This is a genomic window from Dysgonomonas sp. PF1-14 (assembly GCF_029892965.1).
GTDB lineage: Bacteria > Bacteroidota > Bacteroidia > Bacteroidales > Dysgonomonadaceae > Dysgonomonas.
In genome coordinates this window covers 157,058-169,059 of record NZ_JARXWN010000006.1, presented here as the reverse complement: position 1 = coordinate 169,059, position 12,002 = coordinate 157,058, and the positions used below count along the sequence as shown (strand labels likewise).

The following is a 12,002-nucleotide window of genomic DNA, read 5'->3' as shown; positions in this document are numbered from 1 at the left end:
TTGCAATACATAAAATGATTTTATCTTTGCCTGAATTTTAAAATAAACGAAAAACAATATGAAAAATTTAGTAGAGAATTTGAATCAACTGTTTGCGGACTTCGCAAAGGATGCAGCTTCACAAGTAGAAAATGGAAACAAAGCGGCAGGAACCCGTGCCCGTAAAACGTCTTTGGCAATCGAGAAGGTATTAAAGGAATTCAGAAAAGTGTCAATTGAAGAAGGAAAGAAATGAGAAAAGGTTTCTTACGAAACCTTTTCCTTTAGATTATTTTGTCCCTTTTTATTCAGTTTCAAGGCAAGGTCTTCCATATCATTACTGAGTTTTTGGTCAATGATTCGGGCATAAATTTGTGTAGTTCGGATATCTGTGTGCCCTAACATCTTAGATACGCTTTCGATAGGTACTCCTTCTGTAAGACAGAGGGTTGCAAACGAGTGTCTAGCAACATGGAATGTAATATTTTTACTGATATTACATAACTTGGCTATCTCCTTCAAATATTCATTCATCTTCTGATTAGTAATACACGGAAGCAGATTAGCTCCACTCCGATTTTTTGAATATTTTTCTATAATTTGCTTAGGAATATCCAACAACCGGACATTAAACTTAACTCCTGTCTTTTGTCTCTGCCCCATAATCCACAAATTGTTATCAAAAGCAGTTCGTATATTATCGGTTTTGAGATCAACAATATCGCTGTATGAAAGCCCTGTATAGCAGCTAAACACGAATATATCCCTTACTCGTTCTAAACTTTTAGATTGAAATTTTTTGTGATAAATGATATCAATCTCCCCTTTTTCTAAATATTCTCTTGAATGTTTTTCGAAAGACATTTTAAATCCTAAATACGGATCCCGAAATTCATCATATCCGGTTGTTGCGATGTATTTGAATATAGCTCTCAAGCGCTGGAGGTTTTTCATCGCATTATTATTACCCGAACCATGTTCTGTGCGAAGGAATAGATAGAATTCCTGTAATAAAGCAGTTGTAAATTCACGAAGGAGTATATCTTTTGTATTATATTTTTTGTTTAGAAATTCTATTAAACGATTCTTTGTTAACTCATATTTAGTATAAGTAGTCCATGTAGTATTTATACCTACTTTTAGTTTATATTGGGCATTGAATTTCTCAAAATAAGAAATAATTGTATGCTCCTTATGGTCAATACCTAAAATAACATTCTTTAGTTTATGAGCTGTAATATACCCTACACTGGCCATTTGCTGATTGTAATAAACAGTTATATTTGACTTTATCAAATCCAATTGTCTGTTAATCTCGGCAATACGCAAACCTGTTCCGTTAGCTTTTCCCTGTGCTTTATTCCATTGCTCAGGCAATATCTCCAGTTTAGTACTGAATTGCACTTGTTCTCCATCAACAGTAATACGCCCCATAATGACACCATTGCCATTCTTCTTTAAATTACTTTTTAAATAAAATAGAACTCTGAATGTACTTCGTTTCATAAGCTTTTCTTTTTTGATTACAAAATTATTGAACTCGTTATTGAAAAGCTGAGACACAATTATGACAACATGTGGAATATGAGATATTTATTATCCAATTCGTAACCTAATTTTTAGAAAATAGAATAGGTTACGATTTAGTTACGACTTAGGGTTATTTATTGACTTTTATCCGGTTCCCACTAGACTCTCAGAAAAAGAAAAAAGTCTCCCAAATCAATGATTTAGAAGACCTTTCTGTTTTTTGTCAGGATTTTGACTTTGCTTTGTCTTTCCTTTCCGTGGGCGTTGACGGATTCGAACCGCCGACCCTCTGCTTGTAAGGCATTTTTACCCCATTTTCTTCTGTTTTCTTTCATTTGTATTTATTAGATAAATATTTAATATTCAATAAATTAATTGAAATTATTTTTCTTTCAATATTTGTTTATTTTGATAGAATCGCTATATTTGCATGCAAATTGCATGTACACTAAATTTGCATGCAGAATGATATAAATAGCTATGTATAAGTATTCTAAGGATGGCGTATCTATATTAACAACTCAAGATGCACGTCGAAAAAAGCAGTCAGGGCTATATCCTGTTAAAATTCAGGTCGTTTTTAACCGGATTCAACGTTATTATAACACAGGAAAAGAACTGTCCGAAGAAGATTGGTCTGCTCTGCCTACAACGAAAAGTCCCAAGCTGATGGACATCAGGTCGGATATAAAAAACTCTTTTGAGAAAGTAGAAAGCATTGTGCGTACACTCGTAGAAGAAGGCAGTTTTTCATTTGAAATCCTCAATAATCGTTTAGGAAAATGCGTGAATGACACTCTGAATGCTGCTTTTCAGAACAGAATAACCATTCTAAACGAGGCCGGAGCAATCGGAAATGCTTCGACATATTCTTGTGCCTTTAGACATTTGGAAAAATATGCCGGAGAAAAAATAACTTTTGGTGCAATAACAACAGACTGGCTGAAAAAATATGAAAAAACAATGCTTTCAGAGGGGAAAAGTTATACCACTATTTCCATGTATTTACGATGTATGAGAGCAATATTTAACGAAGCTAAATCCGTAGGGATAGTAAAGGAAGCACAATATCCTTTTGGAAAAGGGAAATATGAGATACCAATAGGAAAGGGTCGGAAAATGGCTTTAAACCTACAACAGATAAAACAAATCATTACTTATACGGATGGAAGTGAAGCGACTGAACATTATCGTGATTTATGGTTTTTCTCATACTTATGTAATGGCATAAATATCAATGATTTGCTAAAATTGAAATATTCGAATATTGATGGAGACGAACTTCATTTTTATCGATCTAAAACAATTCATACATCAAAAGAGAAAAAAGAAATAGAGGCTTTGGTTACACCTGAAATGAAGCAGATTATAGATAAATGGGGGAATCCGGATAAGAATCCGAATAACTATATTTTTCCTTTTCTTGACGGCTACACAACACCCATTGAACAAAAGAAACGGACTCAGGATGTAACCCGAAGAATAAATAAGCATCTAAAAAAAATAGGGGACAATTTGAATATATCGGGGATAAGTACATACACAGCCCGCCACTCGTTTGCAAGTGTGTTAAAACGGAGTGGTGCAAATATTGCTTATATCTCGGAGAGTTTAGGACATAGTGATTTGAAGACGACAGAAAACTATTTAGCATCCTTTGAAAGGGAAGAACGTGAGAAAAATGCTAAATTGCTGACAAATTTTGATAATGGATAAAATCGGCCATTAAAACTATTAATTTTGAGAAATGTTTAACATATAAGCTATTATAAATATATTATCTTTGTAGTATTAACAAAAAGAAGGGAGCTGAATATGACAGCATTAGAATTGCGGCAGAAAGAAAAAGAACTGATTCGGGAAATTAATAATGATGCTAATTTACTGGAGTCGGCCTTGAAATATGTGAAAAGAAAAAAGAGAGAACTCAAAAATATAAAATGTCAGTTCTCTATGGAAGAATTGGAGAATGAACTTCAATTGTCAGAGCAAGATATAAAGGCAGGGAATGTATATACTCAGGAAGAAATGAAAAAATTACATCCTGAATGGAAATAATTTGGACGAAACGGGCTGTCATGCATTTGGAGGATATTCACAAATTCTACGAAGAGAAGAATCCGAGTGCGGCGAATCGTCTTTATAATGATTTGATTGATTCTGTTGAGCCATTGAAAGATTTTCCACAAATGGCACAAATAGAGCCTGCTCTAAAGTTTTTTCAAAAAGAATACCGGGCTTTAGTCGTTAAAAAAACATTCAAGATAGTTTATTACACAAATAGAAATAAGATTTATATTGTTGCCGTTTTAGATTGTCGCCAAAACCCTAAGACTAATAAAAGTAAAGTCAAATAAAAAGTAGATGTTTGTGTTGTGTCATAATAAAGAAAACACTGGATATGACTGCATTAGAATTAAAAGTTCAACTTCAAAAAGATATTGAGAATGAACGAAACAGCTCTATATTAGAAAAAGTACAGGCCTATTACCATAAATTGAAGGCTATGCCCTGCCAATACTCGGTCGGTGAATTGAAAGATCGCCTTCGTAAAGGTCGGGAAGCTGCTAAAGCCGGAGTATATAAAACTCAGGACGAAATAAGAAGTAAGCATACAACTCCATCAAATTATAAACTCAAATAGAAAGCCTGTCCGCAGGCTTTTCCCATATATACCCCCATCCTATGGCACGCCGGAAGAAGAACACAATCGATATAACGAAACTCAATACTTATCCGCTCTTACTCAAAGAACTGCAAGAACATCCCGACTATGCCGACAAAGACCTTTCTTCCCTGAACCTTACTGTTTACGACAGCTTCGAAGCAGGCATCAAAGATGTGGACAGAGCCATTAGCCACCTCAAAAGATACCTTGCCGCCAATAAGAACTTTATCAAAACATTCAAGGACGAACAATTCATCAGCCGGATACAATTAGCCAAGATGCTCGGCATCTCCCGTCAAACCCTGACCCAATGGATAAACAAAGGCTTTATCACTCCCCTGCAATCCACATACCTGTCAAATACCGAAACCTTCAGTACCGATGCCGTATTAAAGGAACTTCAGGAACACAAAAACAGCCGTTCAGGAAAATAAATATAAAAAATACAACTCAAAATTAATTACTTAACACAACCGGGCAATGGCAGAGACTTGTCTACCAATTGTCTCCGTTTGTCTAGCTATTGTCATTCCCTTGCCCTCAGCCTGTCTTCGGGGCGGTGCGATTTGTCCCGAAATGTCGCCTTTTGTCCACCTAATGTTAAGCAATTAAGCGTTTTATAAATAGATATTCCTGTTTATATCTTTGTAGCGTTCGAACAAGTTCCGGCTATGACGATAGCCTGATTGTTTCATTAAAAAACCCCCAAATTATGGCAAATATTATCGTAGCCGAAGAAGATAAACTTCGCAGCATTGTACAGGAAGAAGTTTCTAAATTGCTTTCCACGAAACAGGATGTTAAACCGGAAATAGACACCCTCACTTTAACAAAGGCTTTGGCCTTGCTCAGCGAATACGGCTATCCCATGTCTAAAGCCAAGCTTTACAAACTGACTTCATCGGGCAATATCCCCTGCCGTAAATTCGGACAGAAGTTAGTCTTCTCCCGAAAGGATATTCTTTCGTGGGCTGAAAGCCAAACCAAACCCAAAGACAACAGTGCCGAAATAGTTTTAACACTTGCCCGTAGCGCAAGGCGTAAAAAGTAAAGGAGGATTACCATGAAAGAAAAACAAGAAGAAAAATACCTTCGTGTCGGCACAAGCCTCTATAAGATAGTCCTGCGCCCTTTGATGAGTGGCGACTTTATAGAAGAACGCCGTCCGTGGAATTACGAAACACTCCGGCAAGACCATTCCAAAGACTTTATCTCACAAATAGAAAAATTCGATGGCTTTTGCTCCGTTCCCGACCATGTCAATTACCGGCGAAGTATCGGTAAGTTTCTGAACCAATACGATCCGGTTCATTATTCTCCCCAATCCGGAGAATGTCCGGTTATCTTGAGTTTCCTTAGCCATATCTTCGGGGAACAGATCGAATTGGGATTGGACTACCTGCAATTGCTCTATCTGAAACCATTGACAAGGCTTCCGATCCTGCTATTGGTATCGAGGGAACGCAATACGGGAAAGACTACTTTCCTGAACTTCCTGAAAGCTATCTTTGCCGGCAATATGACTTTCAATACCAACGAAGATTTCCGCAGTCAGTTCAATTCCGATTGGGCGAATAAACTGATTGTCGCAGTCGATGAAGTGCTGTTAGACCGCAGGGAAGATTCCGAGCGGATAAAGAACCTGAGTACGGCCATCTCTTACAAAGCGGAAGCCAAAGGAAAAGACCGCAACGAAGTGGAGTTCTTCGCCAAGTTTATCCTTTGTTCCAATAATGAGAACAACCCCATCCTGATCGATCAGGGAGAAACCCGCTATTGGGTGCGCAAGGTATGCCCTTTGGAAAAAGAGAATAACCAGATACTCAAGCTGCTCAAATCGGAGATTCCCCAATTCCTGTATCATTTACAACACAGGAAACTATCTACCAAGAGTGAATCCCGGATGTGGTTCAGGTACGAGCTGTTGGTTACCGATGCCCTGCGGCAGATTATACAGTACAACCGCAGCAAAGTGGAGATCGAGATGCTGAGCATCATATCGGACATAATGCAGATAAAAGGGCTTGATACCTTCCGGTTCGACATCGGGGATATGATGAATATGCTCCAACTTAGGCAAGTCAGGGCGGCAAGGAGCCAAGTCAAGAAGATACTGCAAAACAAGTGGAAGCTGAAACCCGAAGAGCCGACCTACTACATAGCCTATTATAGCACATACGAAGATGAAATCCTTGAAAAGAAAAAGACATCGAGGATATATACCATAAGCAAGGAACTGTCAGGACGATTGACGTCGGAATGTTAGAATGTAAGAAACAGTATCAAAGTATTAAACAACCAATACTTTATATTTCTTACAAAATACTTACAAATACCTAACAAACCAACAGTTCTTACAAATCTCAAATCCTGTAAGAAAAATGTAATAGCTGTAAGCGATTGAATCAATTGCTCTTAGCCTCGTTTTCTTACAATCTGACAAAATAACAAGCCTTTCTCCGGTATGTACCGTGAAAGAAAAAAACAATCTAAAAAAACTATCATCATGGATATTAAAGACTTAAACAGAATTTCAATAAAAAGCTATTTGGCAAACAGAGGCATCCATCCTGTAAAAGACAGAGGCTATTACGGCATGTATCATTCCCTGTTCAGGGAAGATCGTAACGCCAGTATGAAAGTGGACTATAACAAAAATCTTTGGATAGATTTCGGCTCCAATGAGGGCGGAACGATGATAGACTTAGTGATGCGGATAAATAACTGTTCATTGAGACAAGCCATTGATGAATTGAAGCGATATAACAGTACGTCAGTAAATCAGCATAACAGCACAACAGTACAACAGCAAAACTCTTTTTCTTTTCAAGGGATCAGTGTTTTAAGTGTCAGTTCTTTGTCCAATCTATCTCTATTAGACTATCTGAAGAAGCGATGTATAAGTATCGATATCGCTAAAGAGCATTGTAAAGAGGTCCATTATTCGGTAAACTACAAACCTTATTTCGCGATCGGCTTCCGGAATGACTCGGCAGGATGGGTACTCAGAAGCGAACCCTTCAAAGGATGCACCTCTATGGATATTCGGACATTACGAAACGATCCGGATAACCAAGCCTGTTTAGTATTCGAGGGCTTCATGGACTATCTGTCTTATCTGACCTTGAAAAACATCCAGAGCGCAAAGCAGGATGTAGTCATTCTCAACTCCGTGATTAATATGCCCAAAACCGTCGAATTTATAAAACAACATCCGGCTATTTACACTTATTTGGATAATGACGATTCGGGAAGAAAAGCCACCGAAGAAATAAAAAAGCTATGCGAAACCGTATATGACCGGTCTGCAAACTATATCCCTTGTAAAGACCTGAACGAGTATTTGGTTTCGATAAAAAATGCACAACAGCAGAAGCAGGAAATACGGCAGCAGCCCATACAACGAAAACCTTCGCGAGGTTTCAGGATGTAGACTCTCGATGCTAGCCAACGGGCTTTTGTCAGGAAAAGCCGTAGCTTATTAGGGTATTTTCTTAACGCTTCGATAAATCGGCACTAAAAATACCCAATAAGCCAAAGGTTTTCCCCCTTTGGAATCCTCCTGAGCGGCCTTCCGACCGCAGCCGCTTCGGGCGGCTTTTACAGGCGAATGAAGTATTCGCGTTTAGGAAATCATCAACTATTTTAAAGTAAAACACAATGGGAAAAGTTGTTTTAAATATCAAAAAACCGAAAGGAAACGATGCCCGTACAACGGCGCATATCGAAAGAACAGTCATGCCGGGCAATGCCGATCCTGCACGCAGCCATCTGAATAAAGAGCTGATAACATTCCCCGAAGGGGTAAGCGGTCGTACACAAGCTATTCAGCACCGTATAGAAACGGCAGGGATAAAACGAAAAATAGGAAAGAATCAGATACGGGCGCTTCAAGTCCTGTTATCGGGCAGTCCCGAAGATATGAAACGCATACAGACAGAAGGGAAGTTAGACCAATGGTGCAAAGATTCTGTCGAATGGGTGCAGGACGAGTTCGGAAAAGACAATGTGGTTTCAGCCGTATTACACATGGACGAAACAACTCCCCATATTCATGCGACGGTTGTTCCCATAGTGCAAGGCGAGCGAAGAAAAGCGAAAGAGGAACAGGATAACGGTAAGAAGAAATACAGAAAAAAAGCGAAAGATACCCTCCGCCTTTGTGCCGATGATGTCATGACAAGGACAAATCTGGAGCGTTTTCAGGATACTTATGCCGAGAAGATGAGTAAGTACGGATTGGAAAGAGGTATCAGGGGATCGGATGCAAGGCATGTGTCTACCATCGAGTTTTATAAGGATATTTATCAGAAGAATATAGACTTACAGGAGAATGTGGAATCTTTAGAATATCGCATCGAGGATGCCCACAAGAAAGTATACGATATGTACGAGCATCGGGACAGGGCAAAGGACGAGTTTCTCTCGATAGATGAACAGATACGGCTGAAAGAAAGGGATAAAGCCCTATTGGAATCAAAACTCGAACAGCTTAAACAAGATTATGAGCCCTACAAAGCACAGGACGAACTGAACCGGATACACGAACTGCTCCCGATAGTGAAAGAGCAGCTTCGCATTGCCGACCTGTGTAAAGCCATTGGTCTGGGCATCGAATACATCAAGGTGTTATTTGAGGGCAGAAGTCTCATTGCAAAATCCTATTCTTTCTTTTCACCGGAACATAACCGGAAATTCAAGGCAGTGGATGTTAAGCTGAAAGTAGAAAAAGAACCGGATAATCCCGATAAACTACGGTTAAACCTGAACGAACAAAATATATTGGATTGGTTCAAACAGAAGTATCAGGAAACTAAACAGATAATAAGACCGAACATACAAAAGAAAGGCGGCATGAGAATGTAATAGTGAGATATCTACTATTTGAGCGGATTATTTATTACTGTAGAAATTCTTTGCTTTATGATTTAAAATATATGCTAATTATCGGCTAAGTAAAACACACTTTACCTATCTTGAAAAATAGCACAAAAGTGAAAAAATGTCGAATATATGACATATATTTCGAGTAATTCTCCGTATATTTGTAATTGTCTGTGGAGAATCCACGTTGATTCAGATTAGGTTTCTGTCATTTTTTCACATATTTGATAATCTGAATTCTCATTTTTAAACCATCACAATTCAAGAGGGATAGAAACCATTAATATTGGCTTCTCCAATATCGGATTTGCTTCCAACTACCCTGCATTATTGTACTAAGCTTTACCCGTATACAACGAATAGGGTATGCTGTTGTAAAGCATGAAATATATGTTAAATAATTTATTATTCTATTTTTACCATATCATCATCCATAGTAAACGCTCAAGAAAAGATAAATTTTATACGGCACGACAAAATAAGGAACTCCCGCAATGGTGCTATCGCCGAACCTCAAACGTTGTCAGACTCTTATATTCAAGAAGAGAATACTCCTGATATTGGAGCCGGAATATCTATAACATATTTCTATGACGGTCGTAGTGGCAATAATATCCAATATATGACTAAAATGAGATCATTGCAAATATCCTCAGCGAATATGAGCGCTTTATTAGCCTGATATCTGATGATAAAACGAATTAGTAGTAGATAAATAAATTTTTATTTTTAGAATTATTCAAAATTATAATTAACATGATTATTATGGATAAAATCAATTTAGAACAATTAGAAACATTTGGGAACTCGGCAATTTATTTTGGGATAAAATTGTTAATAGCTATAGGTATACTTATTCTTGGATTCTGGGTTGTGAAAAGAATTATGAAATCGATGAAAAAAATGATGGAGGCAAAGCATATAGATCCTTCATTAAAAACATTTTTGACTTCGACAATGAACATCTTGCTGAAAATATTGGTTTTAGTAATTGTATTCGCCACGGTGGGCATAGAAATGACCTCTATTGTTGCTATTTTAGGAGCCGCTTCCTTAGCTATTGGTATGGCTTTGTCGGGGACTTTGCAAAATTTTGCCGGAGGCGTTGTTATACTTACTATCAAACCTTTTGAGATAGGAGATTTGATAGAGACAGACAGCGGACATCTCGGATTTGTAAAAGGAATTATGATTTTTACTACACGTATCAGAACCTTTGATAACAGAATTATATATTTGCCAAATGGGAGTTTAGTCAATGGAGCGCTTACCAACCATACAAAAGAAGGGCGAAGACGTATCGACGCGGTATTTGGTGTGTCTTACGGTGACGATGTAGCAAAAGCTCGTGAATTACTGATAGAAATACTGGCAAATGACAAAAGAGTACACAAAAGTCCTGCACCGGCAGTATATCTGGACAACCTGTCGGACAGCTCAGTGGATATAATTGTCAAATTCTGGACAGATTTTGATTTCTATTATGATCTACGATATGACCTGACCGAAAAAGTATATAATGAATTCCCTAAAAATGGACTAAATTTTCCATTTCCTCAAATGGATGTACATTTTGATAAAATAGGGTAAAAATAACTTAATGAAACGAGTGAATGAAAGAAAATAATCAAACACCTATTGACAAACTGATCATCCCCGTACAGAGGTTTACACATCAACAAAAATCAGGAGGTATTGTGCTAGGGATAAGCGTTTTGATAGCACTTATACTGGCAAATTCGCCATGGTCAGAACCCTATTTACATTTCTTCGAACAAAAGTTAGGTTTTATATTCAATGGAGAAAAGTATTTGGAATTCAGCATCCACCACTGGATAAACGACGGACTGATGGCCATGTTCTTCTTTGTAGTAGGACTCGAATTAAAAAGGGAAATTATAGGAGGGGAATTATCTAATCCCCGGAATGCAATTCTACCTATTGTCGCTGCTATTGGAGGAATGCTGGTCCCGGCGCTCATTTATCTGTTATTTAATCCGTCCGGGATTGTACACCAGGGATGGGGTATACCCATGGCAACAGACATTGCATTCGCTCTGGGGATATTATACCTACTGGGAGACAGGATTCCCTTATCCCTAAAAGTATTTCTTACAGCATTGGCTATAGTCGATGATTTAGGAGCGGTACTGGTTATCGCCTTTTTCTATACCTCCGACATTTCTTTTACAAGCCTGGCTATAGGCTTAGGATTTGTGTTGGCCATGTTTCTGGCAAATAAGCTCGGAGTAAGAAATATTGTTTTCTACGCTATTTTGGGGATAGGTGGTGTCTGGACTGCTTTTCTGCTGTCCGGTGTACATGCAACGATAGCTGCTGTTTTGGCAGCATTCATGATTCCGGCAGATGTAGTGTTACAGGAAGATTCGTATATCGGTAAAATACAACAGAAGCTAAAACGTTTCAAAGACATCGATCCCAATAATATTCCGACACTGACAGACGAGCAATTACATATCCTCCAGCATATAAAAGAAGATACGGATGCAGCAATACCTCCTTTACAGCGATTGGAATACAGTATGCATCCATTTGTGACTTTTATAGTCATACCTCTATTTGCTTTGGCTAATGCGGGAGTATGTTTGGTCGATATCGAAATTGAGTCCCTGTTCAGTACAAATATAGCAATTGGAGTAGCTTTAGGCTTATTATTGGGCAAGATTACCGGCGTGGTTGGTTTCACATCATTACTCGTAAAATTAAAGGTTACTTCGCTACCCGAGGGTATGAATTACAGGAATTTGTTTGGTGTCGGATTATTGGCTTCCATTGGTTTTACCATGTCTTTGTTTATTACTTCGTTAGCTTTTAACGATGAGATACACCTTGTTCAAGCTAAGATTGGTATATTTGCAGCATCCATTATCGGTGGAGTAACAGGTTATATTGTTTTAAACCAAAAATAAGACTTTAAATT

General features: G+C 38.0%; 13 protein-coding genes. 12 read left to right on the top strand and 1 reads right to left on the bottom strand.

Annotated elements, in window-relative coordinates; translation table 11 throughout:
* Window positions 1-58 precede the first annotated feature (58 nt).
* Complete coding sequence (locus M2448_RS09460; protein ID WP_280645916.1) at window positions 59-235, top strand: histone H1; 177 nt, start codon at window positions 59-61, stop codon at window positions 233-235.
* 11 nt (window positions 236-246) lie between these two features.
* Here the strand turns inward: M2448_RS09460 and M2448_RS09455 are convergent, their stop codons facing one another.
* Window positions 247-1,485 (bottom strand): site-specific integrase, encoded by a 1,239-nt coding sequence (locus M2448_RS09455; RefSeq protein WP_280645915.1) that lies wholly within the window; start codon window positions 1,483-1,485, stop codon window positions 247-249.
* Between the two features lie 504 nt (window positions 1,486-1,989).
* On the opposite strand from M2448_RS09455, the gene M2448_RS09450 reads away from it, so the two are divergent.
* From M2448_RS09450 to nhaA, 11 genes are all read left to right on the top strand, one after another.
* Window positions 1,990-3,225 carry a site-specific integrase gene (locus tag M2448_RS09450; protein ID WP_280645914.1) on the top strand — a complete coding sequence of 412 codons (1,236 nt, stop codon included), beginning with the start codon at window positions 1,990-1,992 and terminating at the stop codon, window positions 3,223-3,225.
* Window positions 3,226-3,324: 99 nt separating this feature from the next.
* Complete coding sequence (locus M2448_RS09445) at window positions 3,325-3,567, top strand: hypothetical protein (protein ID WP_280645913.1); 243 nt, start codon at window positions 3,325-3,327, stop codon at window positions 3,565-3,567.
* On the top strand, window positions 3,558-3,866 hold the full coding sequence (locus tag M2448_RS09440; protein WP_280645912.1) for a type II toxin-antitoxin system RelE/ParE family toxin: 309 nt from the start codon (window positions 3,558-3,560) through the stop codon (window positions 3,864-3,866). Before M2448_RS09445 ends, M2448_RS09440 begins: the two co-directional genes overlap by 10 nt.
* Before the next feature lie 44 nt (window positions 3,867-3,910).
* Window positions 3,911-4,153, top strand: coding sequence for a hypothetical protein (locus M2448_RS09435; protein ID WP_280645911.1), 243 nt, complete (start codon window positions 3,911-3,913; stop codon window positions 4,151-4,153).
* A gap of 41 nt (window positions 4,154-4,194) precedes the next feature.
* Complete coding sequence (locus M2448_RS09430) at window positions 4,195-4,611, top strand: helix-turn-helix domain-containing protein (protein ID WP_280645910.1); 417 nt, start codon at window positions 4,195-4,197, stop codon at window positions 4,609-4,611.
* A 278-nt stretch (window positions 4,612-4,889) separates the two neighbouring features.
* The gene (locus M2448_RS09425) at window positions 4,890-5,228 is read left to right on the top strand and encodes a helix-turn-helix domain-containing protein (protein WP_280645909.1); all 339 of its coding nucleotides are present in this window, start codon (window positions 4,890-4,892) and stop codon (window positions 5,226-5,228) included.
* Window positions 5,229-5,240: 12 nt separating this feature from the next.
* Window positions 5,241-6,443, top strand: coding sequence for a primase-helicase family protein (locus M2448_RS09420; protein ID WP_280645908.1), 1,203 nt, complete (start codon window positions 5,241-5,243; stop codon window positions 6,441-6,443).
* A gap of 240 nt (window positions 6,444-6,683) precedes the next feature.
* Window positions 6,684-7,610: a toprim domain-containing protein gene (locus tag M2448_RS09415; RefSeq protein WP_280645907.1), complete on the top strand. Its 927-nt coding sequence runs from the start codon at window positions 6,684-6,686 to the stop codon at window positions 7,608-7,610.
* A gap of 227 nt (window positions 7,611-7,837) precedes the next feature.
* A complete protein-coding gene (gene mobV, locus M2448_RS09410) occupies window positions 7,838-9,043 on the top strand; it encodes a MobV family relaxase (RefSeq protein WP_280645906.1) in 1,206 nt (401 codons plus the stop codon).
* A gap of 783 nt (window positions 9,044-9,826) precedes the next feature.
* Entirely contained in the window at window positions 9,827-10,651 is an 825-nt protein-coding gene (locus M2448_RS09405) for a mechanosensitive ion channel domain-containing protein (protein ID WP_280645905.1), read from the top strand.
* A 23-nt stretch (window positions 10,652-10,674) separates the two neighbouring features.
* Entirely contained in the window at window positions 10,675-11,991 is a 1,317-nt protein-coding gene (gene nhaA / locus M2448_RS09400; protein WP_280645904.1) for a Na+/H+ antiporter NhaA, read from the top strand.
* Window positions 11,992-12,002: the final 11 nt, after the last annotated feature.

Bases quoted from the DNA above. Each gene is read 5' to 3' on its own strand.
- M2448_RS09420 (WP_280645908.1), top strand. From the start codon at position 5,241: ATGAAAGAAAAACAAGAAGAAAAATACCTTCGTGTCGGCACAAGCCTC.
- M2448_RS09435 (WP_280645911.1), top strand. From the start codon at position 3,911: ATGACTGCATTAGAATTAAAAGTTCAACTTCAAAAAGATATTGAGAAT.
- M2448_RS09405 (WP_280645905.1), top strand. From the start codon at position 9,827: ATGGATAAAATCAATTTAGAACAATTAGAAACATTTGGGAACTCGGCA.
- M2448_RS09445 (WP_280645913.1), top strand. From the start codon at position 3,325: ATGACAGCATTAGAATTGCGGCAGAAAGAAAAAGAACTGATTCGGGAA.
- M2448_RS09455 (WP_280645915.1), bottom strand. From the start codon at position 1,485: ATGAAACGAAGTACATTCAGAGTTCTATTTTATTTAAAAAGTAATTTA.
- M2448_RS09425 (WP_280645909.1), top strand. From the start codon at position 4,890: ATGGCAAATATTATCGTAGCCGAAGAAGATAAACTTCGCAGCATTGTA.
- M2448_RS09440 (WP_280645912.1), top strand. From the start codon at position 3,558: ATGGAAATAATTTGGACGAAACGGGCTGTCATGCATTTGGAGGATATT.
- nhaA (WP_280645904.1), top strand. From the start codon at position 10,675: ATGAAAGAAAATAATCAAACACCTATTGACAAACTGATCATCCCCGTA.
- M2448_RS09415 (WP_280645907.1), top strand. From the start codon at position 6,684: ATGGATATTAAAGACTTAAACAGAATTTCAATAAAAAGCTATTTGGCA.
- mobV (WP_280645906.1), top strand. From the start codon at position 7,838: ATGGGAAAAGTTGTTTTAAATATCAAAAAACCGAAAGGAAACGATGCC.
- M2448_RS09460 (WP_280645916.1), top strand. From the start codon at position 59: ATGAAAAATTTAGTAGAGAATTTGAATCAACTGTTTGCGGACTTCGCA.
- M2448_RS09450 (WP_280645914.1), top strand. From the start codon at position 1,990: ATGTATAAGTATTCTAAGGATGGCGTATCTATATTAACAACTCAAGAT.
- M2448_RS09430 (WP_280645910.1), top strand. From the start codon at position 4,195: ATGGCACGCCGGAAGAAGAACACAATCGATATAACGAAACTCAATACT.